Source organism: Streptomyces nidicola (assembly GCF_050106155.1).
GTDB lineage: Bacteria > Actinomycetota > Actinomycetes > Streptomycetales > Streptomycetaceae > Streptomyces.
This window is the reverse complement of the sequence record NZ_JBNBPI010000001.1, coordinates 4291861-4318136: the sequence shown is the minus strand read 5'-3', so window position 1 is coordinate 4318136 and position 26276 is coordinate 4291861. Positions and strand designations below refer to the sequence as shown.

Genomic DNA, 26276 nt, shown 5'->3' with positions numbered 1-26276 from the left:
CGGGGCTGTCGTGGCGGGCGGCGTGACCGCGCGGCCGTGCCTTGGCCCGCGCCGTAATCCGGTGGCTGTGCGGCTGCGGGCGCGGCCATCATGGCCCGATGACGACCTCACGGACGCGCACGGGTGAGTGGCTGCTGACGTCGGCCCTCGACGAATTCGACGAGCGGGCCGGGGAGTTGCTGGCCTCCGACCCGGCCCTGCACACGGTGGCGCTCAGCGTCACCGCGCGCATGCGGGCGTCCGGCTGGGCGCGTGACGGCGCGCGCTTCGGGGTGTGGACGGGGCCCGGCGGCAAGGCGGACGGCTACTTCTTCTGGACGCCGCCGCACTTCCTCTACGTGGCGCTGCCCGGCGAGGACGCGGGCCGCGAGGAAGCGGCGGGCGCCCTGGTCGACGCCCTCGCCGAACTCCCGGTCGACGGTGCGAACGGCGCGCTGGAGTCGACCGCCGCCCTCGCCGAGGCCTGGCTCGAACGGCATCCCGGCGCGCGGGCCGAGCGCGTGATGCGGCAGCGGCTGTTCCGGCTCGGCGAGCTCACGCCGCCGAAGAGCCTGCCCGAGGGCGGGGCGCGGATCGCGGGCGAGGCCGACCGAGGCCTCCTCGCGGACTGGTATCTGGCATTCGAGACGGAGGCGCACGCGGGCGCCGCCGTGACGCGGGAGCAGGCCGAGGCCTGGGCCGACGAGCGCATCGCCTACGGCGGCATCACGCTGTGGGAGGACGCCGACGGCGACACCGTCTCGATGGCGGGCGTCACCCGCGGGTCGGTGGGCACCGTCCGGGTCGCCCCCGTCTACACGCCGCCCGCACTGCGCGGTCGGGGGTACGCGGCCGCCGTCACCGCCGAGGTCAGCCGGGCCGCGCGGGCCGAGGGCGCCGAAGAGGTACTGCTCTTCACGGACCTCTCCAACCCGACGAGCAACGCCCTCTACCAACGCCTCGGCTACCGGCCGGTCCGGGAGTTCGCGGTGTGGGAGTTCACGGGCTGAGGGACACGGCCGGGGAGGCGCGGGGCCCGGCTGACGAGCTGAGGGACACGGCCGGGCGAGCCGAGGTGCCCGGCGAGCCGACGTGCCCGGCCGAGAGGAGCTGAGGGGCACGGCCGGGAGTCGAGGTGCCCGGCCGTCGGGCTGAGAGGCACGGCTGAGGAGTCGCGGGGCCCGGCCGACAGGCTGAGGGACACGGCCGGGCGAGCCGAGGTGCCCGGGCGAGCCGACGTGCCCGGCCGAGAGGAGCCGCGGGGCGAGGCCGGAGAGCCGAGGCGCGCGGCCCACGCCCTGGCGGCCTCGGGCGGCCCGGCCCCTCACGGCCACAGCAGCTCCTTGGCCCAGCCCTCCGGCGTGCGCCGGTACCTGAGGCGTACGTGGCGGCGGCGGGCGTCGCCCTGGAAGAACTCCACCTCGTCCGGGGCCAGCTCGTAGACCGTCCAGGACGGGGCGGCGGCGTCGGGTTCGCGCTGCGCGCGTTCCCACGCCGCGTCCGAGGCACGCTCCAACTCTTCGTACGAGCCGAGGAGTTCGCTCTGGTGGCCGACGAGGGCAGAGGCGAGTGCGCCGGTCGAGCGGGCGTGCAGATCGGTGTGGGCGACCTCGGGCGGCGCCGTGCGGACGGGGCCGCGGACCCGGATCTGGCGGCCCTGCGCCGGCCAGTAGAAGCCGAGCGCCGCGTACGGGTGCGCGGCGAGCTGGCGGCCCTTCGCGCTGCCCGCGTGCGAGGCGAAGTGCCAGCCGTGCGCCTCGTCCGCGCCGTGCAGCATCACCGTACGGACATCGGCGCGGCCCTCGGCGTCCGTCGTCGCGAGCGAGGGGGTGTGCGGCTCGGGCTGGCCCGCCGCCACGGCCGCGGCGAACCACTCCGTGAACAGGGGGAGGGGCGCGGCGGGCGCGTCCCGCGGGTCGAAGGCGGGCAGCTCGGTGTCCCATACGCGCAGGGAGCGCAGCAGGTCGTCGAGATCGGGTGCGGATTCCGGTTCCATCCCCCGATTCTCACTCCCCGCCCCTTCGGCCCCGCCCCCGGCGCCACGGTCCCCGCCCGCTCGATCCTGCCCCCGGCGCCACGGTCCCCGCCCTCTCGGGCCGGCCCCGTCACCGCCGCACCATCGCCCCGCCCCTCACTCCCGCCCCAGCACCACCGTCCCCGCCGAGCAGAACCACCCGCCCGTCCCCGACGCCACGGCCAGCTGCGGCAGCGAACCGTCGGGCCGTCGCACCTGATGGCCGCCCGCCTCGCCGCGCAGCTGTCGCGCCGCCTCCACCAGGAGGAAGAGGCCGCGCATGCCGGGGTGCTGGGCGGAGAGGCCGCCGCCGTCCGTGTTGGTCGGCAACTCGCCGTCGTGCAGGAGGCGGCCCTTCTCGACGAAGGCGCCGCCCTCCCCCTTGGCGCAGAAGCCCAGGTCCTCCAGGGTCACGAGCGTCATGTACGTGAAGGCGTCGTAGATCTCCGCGATGTCGATCTCGTCGGGCCGCACCCCGGCCCGCTCGAAGGCGAGGCGGCCGCTGACCGCCGCCGGGGAGACCGTGAAGTCGTCCCACTCGGACATCGTGGTGTGCGAGACGTGCTCGCCGGTGCCCAGCACCCACACCGGAGGTTTCGCGCAGTCGCGCACCAGGTCCTCGGCCACGAGCAGCACCGCCGCGCCGCCGTCCGAGCGTATGCAGCAGTGCAGCTTCGTGAACGGGTCGGCGATCATCGGCCCGTCGAGCACCTCGTCGACCGTGATCGGGTCGCGGAACATGGCGTCCGGGTTGCGGGACGCGTTCGCGCGGGCCTGGACCGCGACCTGGGCGAGCTGTTCGAGCGTCGTGCCGTACTCGTGCATGTGGCGGCGGGCCGCCATCGCGTACTTGGCGATGAGCGAGTGCCCGTACGGGACCTCGAACTGGAGCGGGCCGCGCGCGCCGAACGACAGGTTCGAGGTGCGGCGCTTCGCCTTGATGTCGGCGCGGGCCGTGGAGCCGTAGACGAGGAGGACGGCGCGCGCGTGGCCCGCCCGGATCGCGTCGGCCGCGTGCGCCGCCATGACCTCCCAGGTGGAGCCGCCGACCGAAGTGGAGTCGACCCAGCGGGGTTTGAGTCCCAGGTACTCGGCGACCTCGACCGGCGCGAGGGTGCCGAGGCCCGCGCTCGCGAAGCCGTCGACGACGTCGGGTGTGAGCCCCGCGTCGGCGAGCGCCCGGCGGGCGGCCTGGGCGTGCAGGGCGTAGGGAGTGGCTTCGTCGACGCGGCCGCAGTCGGAGAGGGCGATGCCCGTGATGGCGACCTTGCTTCCGGTCTCAGTCATGAATCTGACGGTACATCAGATACTGGATGTCGAGCAGTGGGTCGTGGAGGAGTGCGCACGGCTCTGGGCATCCGGCGATCGGCGTCCTAACATGACGCCCCGTCAGAAAGGGGCCCACATGGACGCCAGGTTCACCGAGGAACAGCAAGAGATCCGCCGTACCCTGCGCGAACTCGCCACCAAGCGCTGCACCCCGGACGACGTCAAGGCCGCCACCCGTACGCCCGTCGGCCATGACCTCGCCCTGTGGGGCACCCTCAGCGCGGAGCTCGGACTGCCGGGGCTCGCGCTGCCGGAGGAGTGCGGGGGCGTGGGCGGAACCATGGTGGAACTCGCGCTCGCGGCAGAGGAGTTGGGGCGCGTCCTCGCCCCCACGCCACTGCTCGCCGGCAGCGGGCTCGCGGCCCCGCTCGTCTCCGCCCTCGGCACCGAGGCCCAGCGCTCGGCGCTGCTGCCGAAGATCGCCGAAGGCGCCCTGACCGCCACGCTCGCCGTGCCGGGCACGGGCCTCGCCACCGCCCTCGGGCTCGTTGCCGACAACGCGGGGGACTGGGCGGGCGGCGGCCGGGCCGGCGGCGTGCAGGCCGCCCGGCAGGAGAGCGGATGGCGGCTCTACGGGCAGGCCGAGCAGGTGCTCGACGGCCACAGCGCCGGGCTGCTGCTCGTCGCCGCGCACACCGGAGGCTTCGCCCGCTCCCGCACGCTCCTGTTCCTTGTACGCGCGGACGCCCCCGGGCTCGTACGCGTACGCCAGACGGCCATGGACGAGACGCGGCCGCAGGCGCGCATCGAACTCCGGGACGTCGAGGCCGAGTTGCTCGGCGAGGAGGACGGCGATGTGACCGGGGCGCTCGCCGCCGTAGGGGACACCGCCGCCACCCTGCTCGCCGCCGAGGCCGTGGGCGCCGCGGACCGGGCGCTGGAGCGGACCGTCGAGTACGTCAAGGAGCGGGAACAGTTCGGCCGGCCCGTCGGCTCCTTCCAGGCCGTGAAGCACCGGCTCGCCGATGTGTACGTACAGATCCAGGCGGCGCGCTCCGCCGCCTACTACGCCGCATGGGCGGCGAGCACCGCCGACGAGGCCCGCGTCGGCGGCCTCGCGCTCGCGCAGGCGCTCGAGGCGCTGCGGACCGGGGCGGGGGAGGCCGTACAGCTGCACGGCGGCATCGGGTTCACCTGGGAGCACGACGCGCATCTGTACCTGAAGCGGGCCGCAGGCGACGAGCTGCTGTTCGGGCCCGTGCACCTGCTGCGCGACCGCGCCGCGCAGGCCGCCGAGCTGTTCGCTCCGGGGCCAGGCCTTGAGGTGGCGGTCTGATGGCGCCGCCGGGCATCAAGCTGGTGCAGAAGGTGTCGTCGACGCGGACGTTCGGCCGCCTCGCCCCGCACGTCATCCCCGTTCTCGACCGCACGGTGCACCGGCTCACACGCGGAAAGGTGCTGCTCAGCGCGCAGATGCTGCCGGGCGTGATCCTCAGCGTGCGCGGCGCGAAGAGCGGGATCGAGCGGCGTACTCCACTCGCGTGCATGCCCGAGGAGGAGCGGGGGACCTGGCTGCTGATCGGGTCGAACTTCGGGCGGCCCGGTCATCCCGCCTGGACCGCGAATCTGCTCGCGCATCCGGACGCCGGGATCAACTGGCGCGGGGCGGACGTCCCGGTGACGGCCCGGCTCCTCGAAGGCGGTGAGCGGGAGGAGGCCTGGGCGGCGGCGCTGAAGTTCTGGCCGCCGTACGCCACGTATCAGCGGCGGGTGGACCGGGAGATCCGGCTGTTCCGGCTCGAACGCCGCTGAACGGGGACCGCGCAACTGCAACAGCGGCGGCTCACGTTGCACCACGCGAACCGCCGCTGCACGACAGGACCAGGAAGAGTTACTTGGTGGGCTTCTTTCCGGTCACGCCCAGGTGCACCAACAGAGCGAGGTTCGGCTTGAGTTCGGCCTGCTTCACACCCCAGGACTGGAAGCCCTTCTGGTGCGAGGCGACCGCCGCGAGCATCGCGACCAGCGAACCGGCGACCGCGGCCGGGCTCACGTCCTTGTCGACCTTGCCCTTGTCCTGAAGGTCCTTGACGGCGTCCGCGAGGGAGTTGTTCACCGAGTTCAGGATCTTCATGCGGAGCTTGTAGAAGCGCTTGTCGCCCTCGGCCGCGCCGAGGTCGACGACGCGCAGGATCGCGTCGTTCTTGCGCCAGAACTCCAGGAATCCGTCCACGAGTTCCTGCGCCGTGGTCCAGCCGGTCTTGCCGACCCAGGAGCGGTCCGCGACCAGACCGGTCAACCCGGCGCCCTCGGTGGCCACTTGATCGGCGATCTCCAGGACGGCGCCCTCGACGTCCGGGAAGTACTGGTAGAAGGTCGCGGGCGAAGTGCCCGCCTTTCGTGCCACATCGATGACTTTGACGTCCCGATAAGGCGAGGAGCTGAGCATCTCGCCGAGGCATTCGAGCAGCTTCTGACGTGTTGCCTGACCACGCCGTCCGGCCACACGGCCGTCGACGGTCCGTACTTGTCCTGTCATGCCGTCAGCTTACCGAGGGGTGATCGGAGCGCGATCTGACCGACTGCAAATGGGGTTGGCCGTCATGACCTCCGGTCAAATGACGCGCCGTGAGCGACCGGAATTGGCCAAACGTTCGAATTTCAAGCGCGGCGGTCCGTCCTGCCTGGTTAGCGTGACGCCCATGCGTCCCGCCCGCCGCGACCGGCCCGCCCTCCCCGAATTTTCCGAAGGGGCCCCGTGCTGGGCCGACGCCCGGCTCGCGGACGTCGAGGCGGGCAAGCGGTTCTACGGCGATCTCTTCGGCTGGACCTTCGACGAGGGCGCGGGCGCCGAGCGCGACTACTACACGGCGGCCTACAGCGAGGACATCGCCGTCGCCGCCCTCGCCCCGGCGAATCTGGGCGTCCAATGGCGGGTGCACCTGGCCGTGCGCGACGCCTACGCCGCCGCCGAACGGGTCCTCGCGGCGGGCGGGCACATCGAGGCGGGGCCGCTGTCCGGCGGAACGGAGGCGACCGTGGCGCTCGCGCGGGGGCCCGAGGGGGCGGCGTTCGTGCTGCGGCAGGCGGGGAGCCACCGGGGTTTCGAGCGGGTGGGCGGGGTCGGAGCGTTCTGCGGCGTCGAGCTGCTCACGCCGGATGTCGAACTGAGCGATTCCTTCTACGGGGCCGTATTCGGAGAGGGGACCTTCGGGGCGGCGGTCCGCCGTAGGGTCGTCCCCGAGGGGCTCGGCCGGTTCCTGCTCCACTTCGGCTGCGCCGACGCCGGCGCCACGGCGGCGGCCGCGGTCCGCCTCGGCGGGCGGGTGCGGGTGCGGCCGCACCCCACGGCGTACGGAAGGGCCGCCGTGATCGAGGATGATCAAGGGGCGGTGTTCGCGGTGTGCGAGCAGGCGTAAGAGGGGTCCCGAATGCTCCGAGACACCCCGTTTTGACCCGAGGTTCGCAACTGAGGGCCGAGACAGGAAGAATCGGGGTGCGTGCCGCCGTGGCGCTTCGGTGGTGAGACGCTGACGGGGGCCGTGAGTGCGGTGGCCCGCACGGGGAGGTGGCAGGCAAGTGATGGATCAGCTGACGCAGCACGATCCGAGGCGGATCGGTCCGTTCGAGGTTCTGGGACGGCTCGGCGCGGGCGGCATGGGCCTGGTCTATCTGGCGCGCTCGGCTTCGGGCCGACGCGTGGCGATCAAGACGGTGCGTACGGAGCTCGCAGAGGACCAGCTGTTCCGGGTCCGTTTCACGCGCGAGGTCGAGGCGGCACGGGCGGTGTCCGGCTTCTACACGGCCGCCGTCGTCGACGCCGACCCGCGCGCGGCCGTGCCCTGGCTCGCCACCGCGTACGTACCGGCGCCCTCCCTCGAAGAAATAGTGAACGAGACCGGGCCGCTGCCCGCCCAGGCCGTGCGCTGGCTCGCGGCCGGTGTGGCGGAGGCCCTTCAGTCGATCCACGGCGCGGGCCTGGTGCACCGCGACCTCAAGCCGTCGAACGTGCTGGTCGTCGAGGACGGCCCGCGCGTCATCGACTTCGGCATCGCTTCCGGCGTCTCGAACACGCGCCTGACGATGACGAACGTGGCGGTGGGCACGCCCGCGTACATGTCGCCCGAGCAGGCGAAGGACTCGCGCAGCGTGACGGGCGCGTCGGACGTCTTCTCGCTCGGCTCGACGCTCGTCTTCGCGGCGACCGGGCACGCCCCGTTCCACGGCGCGAACCCGGTCGAGACCGTGTTCATGCTGCTGCGCGAGGGCCCGGACCTGGAAGGGCTCCCGGAGGAGCTGCGGCCGCTGCTCGAAGCGTGCATGCAGATGGACGCCGCCAAGCGGCCCTCCCCGGCCGACCTCCAGGCCCAGCTCGCCCCGCACCTGTTCGGCGCGGGCAGCGACGACAGCGGCACCGCCTCCGCCTGGCTGCCCGAGCGGTCCGTCGCGCTGATCGAGTCGCGCCGCGGCGGCCGCCCCGCCCCCAAGGCCCCCGCGACCCGGCCGCCGGGCCCGGGCGCGCACGCCGCTCCGAACGGGCACGGGGCGCCGATCCCCGCCATGCCCTCGCAGCCGCCCGCGCCGCCCGCGTCCCCGCCCGTGGGCACGGACGGCTGGCGGCACTCGCCCGTGCCCGCGGGCCAGAGCCTCGTGGCCGACGGGCCCGTGCACCTGGCCGGGGCACAGGTGCCGATCGGACCCGGACCGCGGGTCGCCGACGCGCGGGCCGCCGCCGTGAAGGCGCCGCCCGCCGAATCGGGCCTCGCCGGCTCCTGGTCCCGCTCCAAGCCCGCCGTGAACGGCTCGCACGAACCGGTCGTGCCCGCGCCCTCCGTCGCCGAGGGCGCGCCCTGGCGGCCCTGGCGGTTCCGCATGTCGAACGATGTGTGGGGCACGCCCGCGGTCGCCGGCGACCTGGTCTACGTCACGTCGTTCGAGGTGCACGTCCTGGACGTGGCCACCGGGCGGCGCCGCTTCAAGACCCGCGACGTCGCCTGGTCCATGGCCGTCGCCGACGGCTGTATCCACGCCTCCGACGGCCCCACCCTGTGGGCGCTCGACGCCCGCGACGGCGGCGACCTGTGGCGGATCCAGACCGACGCCTGGGTGTACGCGCTGCAGGCCGACCGCGGCACCGTCGTCACCGCCACCCGCGGCGGCGGCGTCCAGGCCCGCGAGGCCGTCAGCGGCGACCTCCAGTGGGAGATCACCGGCTGCCAGACCGACTTCGAGGCCACCGAGGCCGGACCCGTCATGTACGACGGCACGGTCTACGTGTGGCAGGACGCGCGGCTCCGCGCCCTCGACGCCCGTACGGGGAACGAGCGCTGGTCGTACCCGATCGGCGACGCGGCCTCCTGCGGCGGCGTCCCGATGCGCCTCACGCCCGCGCCCGACGGCCATGTGTACGTCGCAGCGGGCACCCGGGTCCTCGCCATCGACGCCGCCTCGGGCCACGTCCGCTGGCACTTCGAGGCGCCCGCCGTGTTCCTCAGCCCGCCCGCGTTCGCCCCCGGCGCCGCGGTCACCGGCGGCGGCGTCTACCTCGTCGACCACCTCGGCACCGTGTACGCGCTCGACGCCACCGACGGCCGCGACCGCTGGCGCATCGCGACCGAGGCCCGGCCCTCTTCGGTCGACCCGGTCCTCGTCGCGCAGGGCCACGTCCACGTCGGCAGCGGCCAGGGGCTCTACACCCTGGACGCCGTGACCGGCACTCCGAAGTGGCGCTTCCAGGCCGGCGGCGAGATCGTCGGGGCGCCCGTGGTGGCGGACGGGCGCATCCACTTCGGCTCCACGGACCACCTGCTCTACACGCTGAAGGCCGACGACGGCCGGCTGCGCTGGAAGCTCGCCACGGGCGGCGAGATCACGGGCACACCGGTCGTCAAGGACGGCGTCGTCTACGCGTGCAGCAAGGACCGCTGCGTGTACGCGCTGGACGCGGAGAAGGGAACCGGAACCAGCAAGTGACCGCCCCGGGGCTCCGCCCCGATGCGCCCTGCCGCGCGGCGCCCGGCCCCGATAAGGTGCTCCGCGTGATGAAACGGGGACTGAAACTGACAGCCGTGGCGACCCTGGTGGTGGTGGCCCTCACGGGGTTCACCACCGGCCGCAGCCACGGACATTCCAAGAGCCGGAGCAGCAGCAGCGGGGGCGGGTGCAGCAGCTCGTCCCAGAGCCACGACTCGACCTCCTCGCGCGTCTCCAAGGGCGGCAGCGGCAGCAGCTACACCCGGCACACCCGGCACCGCTCCACGACGCCGTCCTCCTCCGCCACGAGGAACCTTCAGGACGCCACCGTGAAGCTGCTCAAGTGCGCCGACGCACACCAGGCGTACGCCCTGGTCACGGTCACCAACCCGAACAGCAAGCGCGTGCGGTTCGACGTGCACGGCGCCTTCCTCGGCGCGGGCGGCAACACGGTGGCCGACCGCCACCACGAGGTCGAGGTGGCCTCGCGGGGCAAGGTGACCGTTCAGGTGCCGGTCGGCAGCGAGACCCTCGCCGCCGACGTCGACCGCTGCCGCATCGACCCGTACGCCCGCGCGCTCGGCTGACCGCCCTCAACGCACCCCGAACTCCCCGCTCTGCGTACGGGAGTTGAAGAGCTCGGCCTGCCGCTCCGGCGGCAGGTTGCCCAGCTTGATCAGGTCGGGGGCAAGGGCGAAGGCGCGCTCCCGATTGGCCGCGGTGGCCGCCCAGACCGCCTTCACGGTGCCCTGGACGGCCTCCGTCGGATACGAGGCGATGGTGGCGGCGCACCGCGTCGCCGCCGCCAACGCCCCACCCGCTTCGGTGACTTCGGACACCAGGCCCACCTCGTGCGCCCGCCGCGCCGACATGCGTTCCGCCGAACCCATCAGTGCGAGCCGGGCCACCTCGCCCGGCGGCATCCGCTGCGCCAGGTAGATCGACTCGAAGGCGTTGACCATGCCGTACGTGGTGTGCGGGTCGAAGAACGTCGCCGTCTCGTCCGCGACCACGAACTCCGACTCGCCGATCAGGTAGAACGCCCCGCCGCAGGCCATCCCGTTGACCGCGGCGACGACCGGCTTCCACAGGTCGTTGGCCTTCGGCCCGACCGTGGGGAGCGGATCGTCCGCCGAGTACGGGGAGCCCGGCTGCGGCACGTCCCATCCGCGGTCGATGCCCGTGCAGAACGCCCGGTCACCCGCACCGGTCAGGACGACCGCCCGCACGGTGTCGTCGAAGCGGAACTCCCGCCAGGTCTGCGCCAGTTGGGCGACCGTGGCCTGGTCCAGGGCGTTGTGGCGGCGCGGGCGGTCGAGGGTGACGGTGGCGACGCCCGTGCCCTTGTCGATCTCCGTGCGTACGGTCATGAGCGCTCCAGCACCCAGCGCGGCACCGTCACCCCGTCGACCTCCGTGAACGCCACCTGCACCCGTGCGCCGATCTTGATGCGGTCCGGGTCGACGGAGTTGAGCGGGGCGTCCGGGGCGGAGACCAGATTGCCGACGAGGCGGATCCGGGGCGCCTCGGCCAGTTCGACGACGATCGCGTTGTACGGGGCCTGGGCGGCGTAGGCGGGAAGCAGCGGCGGGTGGGGGATGACGTAGGACCAGATGCGGCCGCGGCCGCTCATCCTGCGCCACTCGCTGTCGAAGGACTGGCAGTGCGGGCAGCAGGGCCGGGGCGGGAAGCGGAGTTCCCCGCAGTCCGCATCCGCGCAGGCCTGTATCCGTAGCTCGCCGCTGGCCGCGTAGTCCCAGAAGGGGGCGCCGTCGTCGTCGAGGGTGGGGGTGAGGAGTTGGGAGGTGGTCGTCGCTTCCGCCATGAGGTCGTCCTTCGCTCAAGAGGGGTTGCGGCCCGGGGCTCTGCCCCGGACCCCGCTGGCTCTCGTCCAAGTGCGGGGCTGGAGTGGGTCACCCAGTACGCAGCAACAACGCGGACGTGGGGACGCCCTCACCCGCCGTCACCAGGCAGGTTTCCGCGTCGGGGACCTGCGCCGTGCTGACGCCCCGCAACTGCTTCACGCCCTCGTTGATGAGGTTGAAGCCATGGACGTACGCCTCCGAGAGGCCGCCGCCGCCCGTGTTGATGGGGAGCCGTCCGCCGATCTCCAGGGCGCCGCCCTCGGTGAACGCCGCGCCCTCGCCGCGCCCGCAGAACCCGTACCCCTCCAGGGAGAGCGGGATGAGCGGGGTGAACGCGTCGTAGATCTGCGCGACGTCGACGTCCTCGGGGGTGACGTCCGCGTTCTTCCACAGGTGGCGGGCCGCCGTCCACGCGGGCCCGGTCAGCGGGTCGTCGTTCCAGTAGTTGACCATGCCGTGGTGCTGCGCGGGCAGGCCCTGCGCCGCCGAGTGCACGTAGACCGGCTTCTGCCGGCAGTCGCGGGCGCGCTCGGCCGACACGATCACGCACGCCAACGCGCCGTCCGTCTCCAGGCAGTTGTCGAAGAGACAGAGCGGCTCGCTGATCCACCGCGAGGTCATATACATGTCGCGGGTCATGGGCCGCTCGTACATCATCGCGGCCGGGTTCTGGTTGGCCCGGTTGCGGCAGGCGAGCGCGACGTTGAACAGGTGGTCCCGCGTCGCGCCGTACTCGTGCATGTAGCGGCGGGCCAGCATGCCGATCTCGTCGGCCGGGCGGAGCAGCCCGAAGGGACGTGTCCACTGGGCGGGCGTGGGGAGTTGGACGGCCGTGTTCTTCCAGGGGCGCGGTCCCGAGCCCCGCTTCCGGGAGCGCCACGCGATGCCGACGCTCGCCTGTCCCGTGGCGATCGCCGCGACCAGGTGGGCGACGGTCGCGCACGAACCGCCGCCCCCGAAGCCGACCTTGGAGAAGAAGGTGACGTCCCCGGCCCCGATGGCCTTGGCCACCTCGACCTCGTCCGTCTCCTCCATCGTGTAAGAGGCGAAGGCGTCGACCTCGGACGGGGATATCCCCGCGTCGTCGAGCGCGTCGATGATCGCCCGGCACGCCAACGTCTTCTCGGATTCCGGGAGTTGCTTCGCGAAGGCCGTCTGTCCGATACCGACGATGGCCGTCGCGTCCTTGAGTCCCGCCATGGGCACCCCCACTTGTTCCGTCTGCCGCCTGGTCCGCTGTGCTGACAGCGCGTCAGGCTACAGCTAATCTGACGGATAGTCAGCTACGGCGTTGTGGGAGGTCGTTCGATGTGTACGGATGGCGAGTGGGGAACGGTCCCGGAGCTGGTACGGGACGCCGCCGAACGGTACGGCGAGCGCGAGGCCGTGGTCGAGGGGCGTACCCGGATCTCCTACGCGGAACTCGGCGAGCGCGTCGAGCGGGCCGCGGCGGCGTGCATGGCGGCGGGTGTCGAGGCGGGGGACCGGGTCGCGGTCTGGGCGCCGAACACGCTGGACTGGATCGTCTCCGCGCTCGGCGCGGTGAGCGCGGGAGCCGTCCTCGTACCGCTCAACACCCGCTTCAAGGGCGGCGAGGCCGCCGACATCCTGGGCCGCTCCCGGGCCCGGCTGCTGTTCGTCACGGGCACCTTCCTCGGCACGTCCTACGTGGCGTCGCTGCGCCGCGCGCAGGAGGCGGGGGCCGAACTGCCCGCCCTGGAACAGGTGGTGGTGTTCGGCGACGGCGCACCGGAGGCGCCCGGCTACCGGACCTGGAAGGAGTTCCTGGCCGCCGGCGACAAGGTCACGGCCGCCGAGGTCCGCGAACGCTCCGCCGCCGTGGACGCCTCCGCCGCCTCGGACATCATCTTCACGTCCGGCACGACGGGACGCCCCAAGGGCGCCGTCATCACCCACGCCCAGACGCTGCGCGGCTACGAGATCTGGGCGGACCTCGCGGGCCTGCGCGAGGGCGACCGCTATCTGATCGTGAACCCCTTCTTCCACACCTTCGGCTACAAGGCGGGGGTACTCGCCTGCCTGATGCGAGGCGCGACGATGGTGCCGCAGCCGGTCTTCAACGTGGACACGGCCCTCGCCAACATCGCGTCCGAGCGCATCTCGGTCCTGCCGGGCCCGCCCACCCTCCACCAGTCCCTCCTCGATCACCCCGCACGCGACTCCCACGACCTGTCGGCGCTGCGGCTCGTCGTGACGGGCGCGGCGGTGGTCCCGCTGCGGCTCGTGGAACGGCTGCGCGGCGAGCTGCACGTGGCCACGGTCCTCACCGCGTACGGGCTCTCCGAGTCCAGCGGCATCGCCACGATGTGCCGCCGCGGCGACCCGGCGGAGGTGATCGCCGAGACGTCGGGGCGGGCGATACCGGGCACGGAGGTCCGGGTCGACTCGTCCGCCCCCGGTGAGCCCGGCGAGGTCCTGGTGCGCGGCTTCAACGTCATGCGCGAGTACTTCGAGGACCCCGCCGCCACGGCCCAGACGATCACGCCGGACGGCTGGCTGCGGACCGGGGACGTCGGGGTCATGGACGCGGCCGGCAATCTCCGGATCACCGACCGCATCAAGGACATGTTCATCGTGGGCGGCTTCAACGCCTACCCGGCCGAGATAGAGCAGCTCATCGGCCTCCACCCGGCCGTCGCCGACGTCGCGGTCGTCGGCGTCCCCGACGGCCGCCTCGGCGAGGTCGGCAAGGCGTACGTGGTGCGCAGGGCGGGAGGCGTCCTCACCGAGGACGACCTCATCGCCTGGTCACGCCGCGAGATGGCGAACTACAAGGTGCCGCGCGAGGTCGCCTTCGTGCCGGAGCTGCCGCGCAACGCGAGCGGCAAGGTGGTGAAGGGAAAGCTGCGCCGGTGAGAGCCCGGCCGGGCACATGCGCTCGGGCTCGGCCGGTTACGTCAGCGAGCGACGAACTGCGTCAGGATCGCCTGCACCTCGTAGATGTCGACGCCCTTGGTGAAGGTCTTCTCGATCGGCACCGAGTTCCCCGATATCCAGATCTTGAGTTCGGCGTCCAGGTCGAAGTGACCGGCCGTCTCCACGGCGAAGTGGGAGATGCTGCGGTACGGCACCGAGTGGTACTCGACCTTCTTGCCCGTCATCCCCTGCTTGTCGATGAGGATCATGCGCCGGTCGGTGAGCAGGATCGCGTCGCGTATCAACTGGTAGGCGCCGTATATCTGCTCGCCCTGGCCGAGCAGCCGCCCGTAGTCCTGCGCGGCCTTGGCCGGGTCGATCGGATGAGCGTTGCCGAACAGTGCCATGGAGATCCCCGTTCCGTCGTCGTACTGCGTGGTCCTCCGGAGAACGGGCGCGTCCACGCGAGGGTTCCCGTGCGGGGCGGGCTCAGCCGGGTACGTCCACGATCACGTCGGCCCGGTCACGGCCGGACGCCACCCGGCGCGCGTTCGCCTCGTCCGAGCGGAGCACCCACGCGCGGGCGCGGTCCGGGGACTTGCCGAACTCGACATGGCGGGCGATCAGCCGCTCCACGCGCACCGCGTCGTCGACGTCGACCCACCACACCTCGTCGAGCAGCGGACGGACGGCCGTCGACCACGGCGGCTCGTCGAGGAGCAGGTAGTTCCCCTCGGTGACGACCAGCGGAACGTCCGGCGGGACGGGCAGCGCGCCCGCCACCGGCTCCTCCAACTCCCGCTCAAAACAAGGCGCGTACACCGTCTCGTCGGGGTGCGGTGTCCGCAGCCGGGCGAGAAGCGCCGCGTATCCGTACGCGTCGAAGGTGTCGGGTGCACCCTTGCGGTCCGCGCGGCCGAGGCGCGCAAGCTCCCTGTCGGCGAGGTGGAAGCCGTCCATGGGAACCAGCACCGCCGCGCCGTCGAGCGCGTCCACCAGGGCCTCGGCGAGCGTGGACTTGCCCGCGCCGGGCGGGCCCGCGATGCCGAGGAGGCGGCGCGGACCCGAGGCCGCCAGGGCGCGTGCGCGGGCGGCTGGTCCATCGACGTACGACATGGTCAGAGCCTGCCAGACCGTCGGCCCACGCCGCGGCGCACGTACAAGTGCGGTCAGAGCTTCTCGGGCGTGCGGATGCCGAGCAGTGCCATGCCCCGGTGCAGTGTCCGCGCCGTCAGGTCGCACAGGAACAGGCGGTTGGCGACCTGCTCCGTCGAATCCGCCTTCAGGACCGGGCACTTGTCGTAGAACGACGTGTACAACGACGCCAGCTGGTACAGGTACGCGGCCAGCTTGTGCGGCGCGTACTCGGCCGCCGCCTCGAAGACCGTGTCACCGAACGCGTCCAGGTGCAGGCCCAACGCCCGCTCCGCCGGGGCGAGTTCGAGCTCCGCGTGCGCGGCCGGCTTCGTGTCTCCCGCCTTGCGCAGGATCGACTGGATACGGGCGTACGCGTACTGGAGGTACACGGACGTGTCGCCGTTCAGCGACACCATCTGGTCCAGGTCGAACTTGTAGTCGCGGCTCGGCGACGTCGACAGGTCCGCGTACTTCACCGCGCCGATACCGACCTGCGCGGCCCGCTCCTGGATCTCCTCCTCGGTGAGGTCCCGCGCCTTCTCCCGGACGACCTCGGCGGCACGCTGCACCGCCTCGTCGAGCAGGTCCTCCAGGCGCACCGTCTCACCCGCACGCGTCTTGAACGGCTTGCCGTCCGCGCCGAGCACCGTGCCGTACGCCATGTTGTGCGCGCTCACCTCGTCGGACAGCCAGCCCGCGCGCCGCGCCGTCTCGAAGACCATCTTGAAGTGCAGCGACTGGCGTACGTCCACGACGTAGAGGAGCGACGTCGCGTCCAGGTCCTGGACGCGGTTGCGGATCGCCGTCAGGTCGGAGGCCGCGTAGCCGAAGCCGCCGTCCGCCTTCTGCACGATCAGCGGGACCGGCTGGTCGTCCTTGCCCTTGATGTCGTCGAAGAACACGACGAGCGCGCCCTCCGAGCGAACCGCGACACCCGACTCCTCAAGGAGGCGGGCCGTCTCCGGCATGCCGTCGTTGTACGCCGACTCACCGACGATCTCGTCGTCGCGGATCTCCATGTCGAGCTTCTCGAAGACCGAGTAGAAGTAGACCTTCGACTCGTCGACGAACCGCTGCCACAGGTCGAGCGTCTCCTTGTCGCCGGACTGGAGCGCCACGACCCGCTTACGGGCCCGCTCCTTGAAGTCCTCGTCCGCGTCGAAGACCGCGCGCGAGGCCTTGTAGATCCGGTTCAGCGTCGACATGGCCTGCTCGCCGTCGGCGTCCGCACCGGCCTTCGGCAGCTCGTCCGGGTGCTCGATCACGTACTGGATCAGCATGCCGAACTGCGTGCCCCAGTCACCGATGTGGTGCCGGCCGATCGTCCGCTCACCCGTGAAGTCGAGCATGCCGCGCAGCGCGTCACCGATCACCGCGGAGCGCAGGTGGCCGACGTGCATCTCCTTCGCCACGTTCGGCTGCGCGTAGTCGATCACCGTGACGCCCGGCTCGGCCTTCGTCGGCACGCCGAGCCGGTCCGTGTCGGCGGCGCGCGCCGCGAGCGTGTCGGTGATCGCCTTGTCGGTGACCGTCACGTTCAGGAAGCCCGGGCCCGAGACCTCGACGTCGGCGATCAGCTCGCCGTTCGTGATCTTCTCGACGACCTGCGTGGCCAGCTCCCGCGGGTTCGCCTTCGCCTTCTTGGCGAGCGCCAGGATCCCGTTGGCCTGGTAGTCGGCCCGGTCGCTACGTCGCAGCAGCGGGTCCGCGCCGCCGGCCTCCGGCAGGGCGGAAGTCAGGGCGTCGGCGAGGCGTGCGTTGACGGAAGCGGTGATGGACGGGACCGGGGCCATGGGTAAGGGCTGCCGTTCTGGTCGGGGCTGGGTTGAAAACAGTCACGGCCAGTATCCCACGGGGCCGCAAAGCGGTTTTTCGACGTGCTCACCGCCCTGCCCGCCACCCCTGCCGAGCCCCGCTGAACAACGCGTTTTTCCCAGAGACCGGGTAGCTGGGACAATGGCAGCGCGCGACGTACGCGCACACCCCGATCACGGAGAGAAGGACGAGCCGACCGTGGCCCAGAGCACCGGAGCGGAACCCCAGGCCAACACCGAGAACGCCGACTGGGTCTCCCGTTACGCGGACGATGTCATCGCCGAGTCCGAGCGGCGTGCCCCGGGCAAACCGGTCGTCGTCGCCTCCGGCCTGTCCCCGTCCGGCCCGATCCACCTCGGCAACCTCCGCGAGGTCATGACCCCGCACCTGGTCGCCGACGAGGTCCGCCGCCGCGGGTACGAGGTCAGGCACCTCATCTCATGGGACGACTTCGACCGCTACCGCAAGGTCCCGGCCGGCGTCCCCGGCGTCGACGAGTCCTGGGCCGAGCACATCGGCAAGCCGCTCACCTCCGTCCCGGCCCCCGCCGGATCGGAGTACCCGAACTGGGCGGAGCACTTCAAGGCCGCCATGGTCCAGGCCCTCGCCGACCTCGGCGTCGAGTTCGACGGCATCAGCCAGACCGAGCAGTACCAGGCCGGTACGTACCGCGAGCAGATCCTGCACGCGATGAAGCACCGCGCCGACATCGACGCGATCCTCGACCAGTACCGCACCAAGAAGGACCCGAAGAAGCAGCAGAAGAACCAGAAGCCGGTCGACGAGGCCGAACTGGAGGCCGCCGAGGGCTCCGGCGCCGCGTCCGAGGACGACGGCAGCGGCGGCGCGGGCGGCTACTACCCGTACAAGCCGTTCTGCGGCCAGTGCGGCAAGGACCTCACCACCGTCACCTCGTACGACGACGAGACGACGGAGCTGTCCTACACCTGCACCCTCGACGGCTTCACCGAGACCGTCCTGCTGTCGGAGTTCAACCGCGGCAAGCTGGTCTGGAAGGTCGACTGGCCGATGCGCTGGGCCTACGAGGGCGTCATCTTCGAGCCGTCCGGCGTCGACCACTCCTCGCCCGGCTCGTCGTTCCAGGTCGGCGGCCAGATCGTCGGCATCTTCGGCGGCAAGCAGCCCATCGGCCCGATGTACGCCTTCGTCGGCATCTCCGGCATGGCCAAGATGTCGTCGAGCAAGGGCGGGGTCCCCACCCCCGGCGACGCGCTCGAGATCATGGAGCCGCAGCTGCTGCGCTGGCTCTACGCCCGCCGCAGGCCCAACCAGTCGTTCAAGATCGCCTTCGACCAGGAGATCCAGCGGCTCTACGACGAGTGGGACAAGCTGAACGCGAAGGTCGCCGACGGCACCGTGCTGCCCGCCGACGCCGCCGCGCACAGCCGCGCCATCGGCGTCGCCGGACGCGAACTGCCCCGCACCCCGCGCCCGCTGCCGTACCGCACGCTCGCCTCCGTCGCCGACGTCACCGCCGGGGACGAGGAGCAGACCCAGCGGATCCTCTCCGAGCTCGACCCGGAGAACCCGGTCACGGACCTGGACACCGTCCGCCCCCGGCTCGACAAGGCCGAGGCCTGGATCACCAAGTACGTACCCGCCGAGTCCCGCACCATCGTGCGCACCGAGCCCGACACCGAGGCGCTCGCCGCGCTCGACGAGCAGGCCCGCGAATCCATCCGCCTCCTCCTGGAGGGCCTGGACTCGCACTGGTCGCTCGACGGCCTGACCCACCACGTGTACGGCGTTCCGAAGGTCCAGGCCGGCTTCCCCGCCGACGCCACCGCCAAGGAACTCCCCGCCGAGATCAAGGTCGCCCAGCGCTCGTTCTTCGCGCTGCTCTACCACCTGCTCGTCGGCCGTGACACCGGGCCGCGACTGCCCACGCTGCTCCTCGCCGTCGGCGCGGACCGCGTGCGCAAGCTGCTCGGGGCGTAACCAGATACGGCTGAGGGGCGGCACCGGATCCGATCCGGTGCCGCCCCTCACTCGTGCCCGTACCTACGCGTAGTCGCTCATCATGTCCTGCTCGAAGCGGACCGCGAACTGGTTCATGTACCGCTGCACGTCCTCCGCCGTCAGCCGCTCCCCGTACTGCGCCTCCACGTTCGCCGCGAACGCCTTCGGCGTCGGCAGCCCCTCGCCCTCTATCGAGCCGCGGAACACCTGGTACAGCTCGTCGTCCGTCGGCTGATCGACGAGCTCCGGCGCACCGTCACCGAGCGGCCGCGTCCCACCCGCCCCATTGGGCACCGGGAACTCGGGCTCCTCGAACTCGGGCTCCTGGAAAGCCGGTTCCGGTTCCGGAGCGCGGGGAGCGGGGACCTGGGCGGGGGCCTGCGGCCGTCGCACCTGCTCGTACCGGCCCTCGTGCTCCGGCTCGGGGGCGTACGCCGGCGGCGCGAAATCCTGCTCGACGTCCGACTCGTAGTCGGACCCGAGGTCGGGCCGATAGCCGCCGCGGTACTCCTTGTGCAGCTCGGCCTTGAACGCGGGCGGAACGTAGTTGCCGTCCTCGGCGAGCGGCTGTGACTGCGCCTGCGGTCGTGGCTGTGGCCGTTGCTGGGCCTGCGGGGCCACCGGCGCGGGAGCCGCCTCCAGGAGAGCGGGCGCCGGCGGCAGCAACTGCGGCTCGATACCCGCCGCGGCAAGGCCCTCCGGCGCGGTCCGCGCCAACGGCACCCCGTACCGCGCAAGCCGCAACGGCATCAGCGACTCCACCGGAGCCTTCCGCCGCCACGCCCGCCCGAACCGCGAACGCAACCGCGCCTGATAGACCAGCCGCTCCTGCTCCAACTTGATGACCTCGTCGTACGAACGCAGCTCCCACAGCTTCATCCGCCGCCACAGCAAAAACGTCGGCAACGGAGACAGCAGCCAGCGCGTGATGCGCACGCCCTCCATGTGCTTGTCCGCGGTGATGTCCGCGATCCGCCCGATCGCGTGCCGCGCCGCCTCCACGGCCACCACGAACAGCACCGGGATCACCGCGTGCATCCCGGTGCCCAGCGGATCGGGCCAGGCCGCCGCGCCGTTGAAGGCGATCGTCGCCGCAGTCAGCAGCCACGCCGTCTGACGCAGCAACGGGAACGGAATCCGGATCCACGTCAGCAGCAGATCCAGTGCGAGGAGCACACAGATACCGGCGTCGATACCGATCGGGAAGACGTACGAGAAGTTCCCGAAGCCCTTTTGCAGGGCCAACTCCCGCACAGCGGCGTACGAACCGGCGAAACCGATGGCGGCGATGACCACCGCCCCGGCGATGACCACCCCCACGAGTATCCGGTGCGTCCGTGTCAGCTTCAGTGGCGCGGCCACTCCACTTCCCCTCCAAGTTCCGGCTGTTGCGGCCAACAGACTGGCACATGCGTGCGCACGGGCGCGGGCCGGTACACGCGGAAGCCCGGCTCCCCAAGGGGGAACCGGGCTTCCGTCACAAGGCCGACCAGGAGGTCAGCGGGCCGCGATCACGCGCCCTTCTCGGACTCCTAGGACTTCTCGGACTTCTCCGAGTCCTTGGACTTCTCGGAGTCCTTCGAGTCCTTCGAGTCCTTGGCGGGGGCCGACGGCTTCGCCGAACCACCGGCGTCACCACCCTTGGCGGACTCGATGACCTTGGCCACCGCCTCCTTCGCCGCCTTCTGCGCGTCCTTCGCCAGCGAACCCGCGGCGGGGGCCTCCTCGCCGGCCAGACCCGAACCGTTGTAGTCGACCGTCACCACGACGTTGTCCACGCGCGACACGATCGTCTGCTGCTTGGACGTGACGGTGTCCTTCTTGTCCTTGTACTTCCGGTCGTAGCTGATCTGCGTCGCCACGTCGCCCGTCTTGGACACCGGAGTCGTCTTGACGTCCTTCGCGCCCTTGGTCGCCTTGGCGTCCTCGATCTGCTTCGCGTAGTAACTACCGGCCAGCTTGTCGCCGCTGCCCCGGTTCACATCCGAGTCGAAACGGACCAACGACACGTTGAGCCAGCGGAACTGCGAGCCCTTCACGCCGTTGTTCTCCAGGCTGGACCAGGAGCAGCTCGCACGCGTCGACTCGTCGTCGGACGCGCCGGCCTTGCTCTCGGCCTTCGGCACCAGATCGCCCAGCGTGTCCTTCGAGAACGCCGAGCACGCCTGCGGCAGCTCCTTGTACGTCGCGGGCGCGACCTTCTTCGCCTTGGCGCCCGAGGTCGAGGCCGAGGCCTTCGCCTGCGAGTCGTCCTTCGCGCTGTCGGAACCGGAACCGGACGAGCAGCCGGCTACGACGAGAACCGCAGGCACGGCGGCCGCGCAGACAAGGGTGCGGGTGAGTCGCTTGGTCGGACGGTGCATGGTTCCTTCACTAGGACGCTGACAGGGCCACGGCCCCGACACGTGATGACCATTCGACCTTCACGAGTGGGGTCCGATGGGTCACCGTACGCCGTGGCCGACGCACACGTCTCGCCTTCACCATGCCATCGGGCTGTGCCCGAATGCCCCTAATCGCCGAACTTGCCGACCAGGTTCCCGGCCAGATTCCGGGCTGTGTCCTGCATTTCCTTGCTGTCCGGCACCTTCGCGGCGGTCGCCGACTGCACCTCGTACCGGACGGTCACCAACACATTCGACGTGCGGAACGCCACAGTCACCGTGCGGTGCCGACCGGTCGTGGGACCCGCCAGCACGTCGTCGACGAACGCCTCGTCGCCGAGGTCGTCGAGCAGCCGCGGCTGAAGATCAACCGGTGTCCCGGAGGGCGACCCGCTGTCGGAGGAACTCGGGGAGTCGGAGGCGTCGCTGGACGGCTCGTCCGAGGGGGAGGAGGACGCGGACGCCGAGGCCGACGCCGACGCCTCCGAGGAGGCCTCCGACGCCACCGGCTCAGGCAGATGGGCCGCATCCACCTTCGACGCGAACACGGACCCCGCGCGGTCGTCATCGCTCACCGCGGTGTCGTACGACACCACACGCTCGAAGTCGAGGCTCAGACGATGCGTGCCGTCCCGGGCCGAATCGTCCTTCCACCGGCACCCGACCCGGCGATCCGTGTCGTACGTGACCGTGGCCACACCCTCGTACGCCTTCTCCCGCTGCTCCGCGTCCGGGAGCTTCCGGATGCCGGGCAGCATCTCGTCCAGCGTGTCCTGGTCGGGCTGGCTGCACGGCTCGGGCAGCGTCCGGTACCGGCCCGGCTCCGCGGTCGACGCGGTCGCGGTCGGCTCACCCGGCTTCGAGTCGTCGGCACTGCCGTCGCCGTCGGAACCACTGGTGCAGCCGGCGAGCACAGCCGCAAGGAGCACGGCGACACCCGGTACGAACGCGTACGACTTCCGCTGCACCCTGAGGCTCCTCTCGGCGCCTTGCGCCTGGTTAATCGGTTGCCGCGGCGGGGCGGCCAATGGGCACTATGTGTATCGCACCGGCTGCCGTGAACGCCGGTCCGGCATCCGATTTGCCGCGCTGGCGCCGGTATTTGCGCTACATCCATTTCCGCTGCTTCAACTCGAAGTTGACCAACTGTTCCGATTTCCGGGGGATTTCATGTCATACGTAGAGGTTCCGGGCGCCAAGGTCCCGATCCGCATGTGGACCGACCCGGCCACGGTTGAGGACGTCGCGATGCGGCAGCTCCAGAACGTGGCAACGCTCCCCTGGATCAAAGGCCTGGCCGTCATGCCCGACGTCCACTACGGAAAGGGCGCCACGGTCGGCTCGGTGATCGCGATGCAGGGCGCGGTCTGCCCGGCGGCGGTCGGCGTCGACATCGGCTGCGGCATGAGCGCGGTGAAGACGTCCCTGACAGCGAACGACCTCCCCGGCGACCTCTCCCGCCTCCGCTCAAAGATCGAGCAGGCGATTCCGGTGGGCCGCGGCATGCATGACGAGCCGGTGGACCCGGGGCGACTGCACGGGTTCGCCACGGGTGGGTGGGACGACTTCTGGGGGCGGTTCGGCGGGGTCGCCGACGTGGTGAAGTTCCGGGAGGGGCGGGCCGTGAAGCAGATGGGAACGCTCGGGTCGGGCAACCACTTTGTCGAACTTTGTGTTGATATGTCCGATTCGGTCTGGCTCATGCTGCACTCCGGTTCCCGCAACATCGGCAAGGAACTGGCGGACCATCACATCGGCGTGGCGCAGAGCCTGTCGCACAACCAGAACCTGGTCGACCGCGACCTCGCCGTGTTCATCGCGGAGACTCCGCAGATGGCGGCCTACCGCAACGACCTGTTCTGGGCGCAGGAGTACGCCAAGTACAACCGCACGATCATGATGGCGCTCTTCAAGGACGTGATCCGCAAGGAGTTCAAGAAGGCGAAGCCGACGTTCGAGCCGGAGATCAGTGCTCACCACAATTACGTGAGCGAGGAGCGGTACGAGGGTGTCGACCTGCTGGTCACCCGCAAGGGTGCGATCCGTGCCGGCTCCGGCGAGTACGGGATCATCCCCGGTTCCATGGGGACGGGCTCGTACATCGTGAAGGGCCTCGGCAACGCGGCGTCCTTCAACTCCGCGTCGCACGGCGCGGGTCGGAAGATGAGCCGCAACGCCGCGAAGAAGCGCTTCTCGACGCGTGACCTGGAGGAGCAGACGCGGGGCGTGGAGTGCCGCAAGGACTCCGGCGTCGTGGACGAGATCCCAGGCGCGTACAAGCCGATCGAGCAGGTCATCGATCAGCAGCGCGACCTCGTGGAGGTCGTGGCCAAGCTCAAGCAGGTCGTCTGTGTGAAGGGCTGACCCGCCGGGGCCGCGCGTACCCTGGGCTGCGATTCAGTGGATCGTCGCCGAAAGGTAGGGCAAGACCATGGCTCCCGCCCCCGCATCCCGTATTGCCGTCGTCACGGGCGCGAGCAGTGGCATTGGTGCTGCCACTGCTCGGCGGCTGGCGGCCGAGGGGTATCGCGTGGTGCTCACGGCTCGTCGGCAGGACCGGATCGACGCGGTCGCGAAGGAGATCACGGCTGCCGGGCACGATGCCGTCGCGTATGCGTTGGACGTGACCGATCGGGCTGCCGTTGACGAGTTCGCTTCGGCGTTCAAGACCATCGGCGTGCTCGTGAACAACGCCGGGGGTGCCCTCGGTGCCGATCCCGTTGCCACCGGGGACCCGGATCAGTGGCGGCAGATGTACGAGACGAACGTCATCGGCACGCTCAATGTCACGCAGGCGCTGCTGCCCGCCCTCACCGCGAGTGGGGATGGGACCGTGGTGGTGCTGTCGTCGACTGCGGGGCATGGGACGTATGAGGGTGGGGGCGGGTACGTCGCCGCCAAGCACGGGGAGCATGTGCTCGCGGAGACGCTGCGGCTGGAGATCGTCGGGACTCCGGTGCGGGTCATCGAGGTCGCGCCGGGGATGGTGAAGACCGACGAGTTCGCGCTGACCCGGTTCGGCGGGGACGAGGAGAAGGCCGCGAAGGTGTACCAGGGCGTGGCCGAGCCGCTGAGCGCGGACGATGTCGCCGACACGATCGGCTGGGCCGTGACCCGGCCGTCGCACGTGAACATCGACCTGCTGGTGGTGCGGCCGCGGGCTCAGGCGTCCAACACGAAGGTGCATCGTGAGCAGTCATAGCCCTGGCTCTGGCTCTGAGCAGGCGGGGGTGCCCGATCCGTTGGACGTGCTTCAGCGGGAGTACGACGAGCGGCGTCGCGCGGAGGAGAAGCGCGGCGAGCGGTACATGTGGTGGTACCTGGGGTACTTCCTGTTCGGGATTCATATCGTCGCGTTTGTCATGATTTACGCGATCAAGCACGCCAACTAGCCCGCGTATGCCGTGGGTGGTACTCCCACCGTCGACGTGAAGTCCCGGACGAGGTGGGCCTGGTCCGCGTAGCCGAGGTCGGCGGCGAGGGCGGCCCAGTCGATGTCGCGGCGGGCCGCGGCCGTCTCCACGGCCTCGTGGATGCGGTAGCGCAGGATGCACCACTTGGGGCTGACGCCGACGTACGCGTGGAAGAGGCGCTGGAGCGACCGCACCGTCATGCCCTCGGCGCGCGCGAAGTCGGCCACGCGGCGGACCCCGCGGTCGGCTCTTATGCGGTCGACCAGGCCGATCGCGAGCTCGGCCTGCGGGTCGGGTGCGGTGGGGGCGAGCGGCAGCAGGTACGCGTCGAGGGCGGCGATCCGGCCCGCGTCGTCGGTGGAGTCCGTGGTGTCCGTGGTGTCCGTGGTGTCCGTGGTGTCCGTGGGGGAGAGGATGGCCGCCGGGTCCGTGGCCGGGAAGACCTCCTCGTACGGCAGGACGCGGCCCGTCCACTCCGAGACCGGCGCGTCCGGCGCGAACGGTCGGAACGCCCCCGGCCGGAACTTCACCCCGCACACCCTTCCCCGCCCATGGATCTTGCGCGTGTAGAGCCCGGGCGCGGCGACGCCGGTCAGCTCCCCGTACGGCGGTTGGTCGGCGTCGTCCTGCTGGAAGGTGAGGTGCACGGACGGGTGGGGCAGCACGTTCGAGACGTAGGGCTCGGGCAGGTCCCAGTCGATGAACCAGTAGTGCTCGACGTGCCGGCGCAGCGGCTCGGCGGGCTGGTGGTGCCGCAGCCGCACGCGCGTGAGCAGCGCGGTCGGGGCGACGATCCCGCGGGTGTCGGGGCGGTTCTGCGGCATGTCCTGTGACATGGGGAGAGCGTAGAGCGCGGCACTGACAGTGCGTTTTCGTGGCGTCGTGTTTCTTCAAGCGGGGCGGGGCCCGCGCTCGTAGCGTCGAGGCATGGACACGAACGAGAAGCAGATGCACACCAAGCCCCTGGGTGCGCTGCTCGCCGCGGCCGCCTCCCGTGCCGTCCCGGTCGTCGCCGGGATCGAGGACAAGGCCCTCGACGCTCCCACGCCGTGCGCGGACTACGACGTGCGGGCCCTGGCCAATCACCTTTTCCACGTGGTCGTCGAGTTCCAGAAGCTCGCGGTGAAGCAGGACTCCGACTTCTCCTCGCCGCCGGACTACGTGGCGGAGACCGGCTGGCGGGAGCGGTTCGCGCGTGAGGCGGAGGCGCTGGTCGAGGCCTGGTCCACGCCCGGCGCGGAGGAGGGGACGACGGGGGCGCTGAACATGCCGGCGCGGACCGTGGGCGGGATGGCGCTGCTGGATCTGACCGCGCACGCGTGGGATCTGGCGCGGGCGACCGGCCAGGAGTACGGGGCCGATCCCGCGGTGGTGGCGGAGCTCGCGGGGGTGGTGGAGCGGCTCGCGCCGACGGGCCGGGAGATGGGGGCGTTCGGGGCGGCGGTGCCGGTGGGCGCGGACGCGGATCCGCTCGCTCGGCTGCTGGCGGCCACGGGCCGGGATCCGTACGGGGAGTAGGCGGGGGCCGCGGCGGGGAATAGCGCGCGGCCGCGCACCGTTCCGGAGGTAT

General features: G+C 71.3%; 25 protein-coding genes. 12 read left to right on the top strand and 13 right to left on the bottom strand.

Annotated features, from left to right (window positions below):
- Positions 1-98: 98 nt before the first annotated feature.
- A complete protein-coding gene (locus tag ACOKM3_RS19635; protein WP_426902153.1) occupies positions 99-989 on the top strand; it encodes a GNAT family N-acetyltransferase in 891 nt (296 codons plus the stop codon).
- A 314-nt stretch (positions 990-1303) separates the two neighbouring features.
- Here the strand turns inward: ACOKM3_RS19635 and ACOKM3_RS19630 are convergent, their stop codons facing one another.
- Together ACOKM3_RS19630 and ACOKM3_RS19625 are read right to left on the bottom strand one after the other, a co-directional pair.
- On the bottom strand, positions 1304-1975 hold the full coding sequence (locus ACOKM3_RS19630) for a pyridoxine/pyridoxamine 5'-phosphate oxidase (protein WP_426902151.1): 672 nt from the start codon (positions 1973-1975) through the stop codon (positions 1304-1306).
- A gap of 135 nt (positions 1976-2110) precedes the next feature.
- Positions 2111-3280: a thiolase C-terminal domain-containing protein gene (locus ACOKM3_RS19625; protein ID WP_426902150.1), complete on the bottom strand. Its 1170-nt coding sequence runs from the start codon at positions 3278-3280 to the stop codon at positions 2111-2113.
- Positions 3281-3398: 118 nt separating this feature from the next.
- On the opposite strand from ACOKM3_RS19625, the gene ACOKM3_RS19620 reads away from it, so the two are divergent.
- A complete protein-coding gene (locus tag ACOKM3_RS19620) occupies positions 3399-4598 on the top strand; it encodes an acyl-CoA dehydrogenase family protein (RefSeq protein ID WP_426902148.1) in 1200 nt (399 codons plus the stop codon).
- Positions 4598-5074: a nitroreductase family deazaflavin-dependent oxidoreductase gene (locus ACOKM3_RS19615; protein WP_426902146.1), complete on the top strand. Its 477-nt coding sequence runs from the start codon at positions 4598-4600 to the stop codon at positions 5072-5074. Before ACOKM3_RS19620 ends, ACOKM3_RS19615 begins: the two co-directional genes overlap by 1 nt.
- Before the next feature lie 79 nt (positions 5075-5153).
- On the opposite strand, the gene ACOKM3_RS19610 is transcribed toward ACOKM3_RS19615, so the two are convergent.
- Positions 5154-5801 (bottom strand): TetR family transcriptional regulator, encoded by a 648-nt coding sequence (locus ACOKM3_RS19610; protein WP_426902144.1) that lies wholly within the window; start codon positions 5799-5801, stop codon positions 5154-5156.
- Between the two features lie 163 nt (positions 5802-5964).
- Here ACOKM3_RS19610 and ACOKM3_RS19605 point away from each other — a divergent pair, with 163 nt between their 5' ends.
- From ACOKM3_RS19605 to ACOKM3_RS19595, 3 genes are all read left to right on the top strand, one after another.
- A complete protein-coding gene (locus ACOKM3_RS19605; RefSeq protein ID WP_426902142.1) occupies positions 5965-6681 on the top strand; it encodes a VOC family protein in 717 nt (238 codons plus the stop codon).
- 160 nt (positions 6682-6841) lie between these two features.
- The gene (locus tag ACOKM3_RS19600; protein ID WP_426902140.1) at positions 6842-9235 is read left to right on the top strand and encodes an outer membrane protein assembly factor BamB family protein; all 2394 of its coding nucleotides are present in this window, start codon (positions 6842-6844) and stop codon (positions 9233-9235) included.
- A 95-nt stretch (positions 9236-9330) separates the two neighbouring features.
- Positions 9331-9822, top strand: a complete 492-nt coding sequence (locus tag ACOKM3_RS19595; protein WP_426902139.1) for a hypothetical protein — start codon at positions 9331-9333, stop codon at positions 9820-9822.
- A gap of 6 nt (positions 9823-9828) precedes the next feature.
- Here ACOKM3_RS19595 and ACOKM3_RS19590 read toward each other — a convergent pair whose 3' ends face one another.
- The 3 genes from ACOKM3_RS19590 to ACOKM3_RS19580 all read right to left on the bottom strand — a co-directional run bounded on the left by ACOKM3_RS19590 (position 9829) and on the right by ACOKM3_RS19580 (position 12300).
- Positions 9829-10605 carry an enoyl-CoA hydratase/isomerase family protein gene (locus tag ACOKM3_RS19590; RefSeq protein WP_426902137.1) on the bottom strand — a complete coding sequence of 259 codons (777 nt, stop codon included), beginning with the start codon at positions 10603-10605 and terminating at the stop codon, positions 9829-9831.
- Positions 10602-11060: a Zn-ribbon domain-containing OB-fold protein gene (locus tag ACOKM3_RS19585; protein ID WP_426902135.1), complete on the bottom strand. Its 459-nt coding sequence runs from the start codon at positions 11058-11060 to the stop codon at positions 10602-10604. The genes ACOKM3_RS19590 and ACOKM3_RS19585 overlap by 4 nt, the downstream gene beginning before the upstream one ends.
- 88 nt (positions 11061-11148) lie before the next feature.
- Positions 11149-12300, bottom strand: a complete 1152-nt coding sequence (locus ACOKM3_RS19580) for a lipid-transfer protein (protein ID WP_426902133.1) — start codon at positions 12298-12300, stop codon at positions 11149-11151.
- Positions 12301-12408: 108 nt separating this feature from the next.
- On the opposite strand from ACOKM3_RS19580, the gene ACOKM3_RS19575 reads away from it, so the two are divergent.
- The gene (locus tag ACOKM3_RS19575; protein ID WP_426902131.1) at positions 12409-13977 is read left to right on the top strand and encodes a FadD3 family acyl-CoA ligase; all 1569 of its coding nucleotides are present in this window, start codon (positions 12409-12411) and stop codon (positions 13975-13977) included.
- Positions 13978-14018: 41 nt separating this feature from the next.
- Here ACOKM3_RS19575 and ACOKM3_RS19570 read toward each other — a convergent pair whose 3' ends face one another.
- The 3 genes from ACOKM3_RS19570 to argS form a co-directional block, all read right to left on the bottom strand.
- Entirely contained in the window at positions 14019-14384 is a 366-nt protein-coding gene (locus ACOKM3_RS19570) for a PH domain-containing protein (RefSeq protein WP_326021061.1), read from the bottom strand.
- Between the two features lie 82 nt (positions 14385-14466).
- Positions 14467-15093, bottom strand: coding sequence for a nucleoside/nucleotide kinase family protein (locus tag ACOKM3_RS19565; protein ID WP_426902129.1), 627 nt, complete (start codon positions 15091-15093; stop codon positions 14467-14469).
- 53 nt (positions 15094-15146) lie between these two features.
- Positions 15147-16907, bottom strand: a complete 1761-nt coding sequence (argS, locus tag ACOKM3_RS19560) for an arginine--tRNA ligase (protein WP_426902128.1) — start codon at positions 16905-16907, stop codon at positions 15147-15149.
- Positions 16908-17070: 163 nt separating this feature from the next.
- On the opposite strand from argS, the gene lysS reads away from it, so the two are divergent.
- Positions 17071-18888: a lysine--tRNA ligase gene (lysS, locus tag ACOKM3_RS19555; protein ID WP_426902126.1), complete on the top strand. Its 1818-nt coding sequence runs from the start codon at positions 17071-17073 to the stop codon at positions 18886-18888.
- Between the two features lie 63 nt (positions 18889-18951).
- Here the strand turns inward: lysS and ACOKM3_RS19550 are convergent, their stop codons facing one another.
- The 3 genes from ACOKM3_RS19550 to ACOKM3_RS19540 form a co-directional block, all read right to left on the bottom strand.
- Positions 18952-20271 carry a DUF2637 domain-containing protein gene (locus ACOKM3_RS19550; RefSeq protein ID WP_426902124.1) on the bottom strand — a complete coding sequence of 440 codons (1320 nt, stop codon included), beginning with the start codon at positions 20269-20271 and terminating at the stop codon, positions 18952-18954.
- Positions 20272-20441: 170 nt separating this feature from the next.
- On the bottom strand, positions 20442-21272 hold the full coding sequence (locus ACOKM3_RS19545; protein ID WP_426902122.1) for a DUF3558 domain-containing protein: 831 nt from the start codon (positions 21270-21272) through the stop codon (positions 20442-20444).
- A 149-nt stretch (positions 21273-21421) separates the two neighbouring features.
- Positions 21422-22261 carry a DUF3558 domain-containing protein gene (locus ACOKM3_RS19540; protein ID WP_426902120.1) on the bottom strand — a complete coding sequence of 280 codons (840 nt, stop codon included), beginning with the start codon at positions 22259-22261 and terminating at the stop codon, positions 21422-21424.
- A gap of 202 nt (positions 22262-22463) precedes the next feature.
- Between ACOKM3_RS19540 and ACOKM3_RS19535 the strand changes: the two genes are divergently transcribed.
- The 3 genes from ACOKM3_RS19535 to ACOKM3_RS19525 all read left to right on the top strand — a co-directional run bounded on the left by ACOKM3_RS19535 (position 22464) and on the right by ACOKM3_RS19525 (position 24685).
- Positions 22464-23657 (top strand): RtcB family protein, encoded by a 1194-nt coding sequence (locus ACOKM3_RS19535; protein WP_426902118.1) that lies wholly within the window; start codon positions 22464-22466, stop codon positions 23655-23657.
- Between the two features lie 67 nt (positions 23658-23724).
- The gene (locus ACOKM3_RS19530) at positions 23725-24495 is read left to right on the top strand and encodes an SDR family NAD(P)-dependent oxidoreductase (protein ID WP_426902116.1); all 771 of its coding nucleotides are present in this window, start codon (positions 23725-23727) and stop codon (positions 24493-24495) included.
- Positions 24496-24523: 28 nt separating this feature from the next.
- Positions 24524-24685 carry a hypothetical protein gene (locus ACOKM3_RS19525; protein ID WP_426902114.1) on the top strand — a complete coding sequence of 54 codons (162 nt, stop codon included), beginning with the start codon at positions 24524-24526 and terminating at the stop codon, positions 24683-24685.
- On the opposite strand, the gene ACOKM3_RS19520 is transcribed toward ACOKM3_RS19525, so the two are convergent.
- Positions 24682-25530: an AraC family transcriptional regulator gene (locus ACOKM3_RS19520; RefSeq protein WP_426906838.1), complete on the bottom strand. Its 849-nt coding sequence runs from the start codon at positions 25528-25530 to the stop codon at positions 24682-24684. The two genes, ACOKM3_RS19525 and ACOKM3_RS19520, sit on opposite strands and share 4 nt — an antisense overlap.
- A gap of 103 nt (positions 25531-25633) precedes the next feature.
- On the opposite strand from ACOKM3_RS19520, the gene ACOKM3_RS19515 reads away from it, so the two are divergent.
- Positions 25634-26224 carry a TIGR03086 family metal-binding protein gene (locus ACOKM3_RS19515; RefSeq protein ID WP_426902112.1) on the top strand — a complete coding sequence of 197 codons (591 nt, stop codon included), beginning with the start codon at positions 25634-25636 and terminating at the stop codon, positions 26222-26224.
- Positions 26225-26276: the final 52 nt, after the last annotated feature.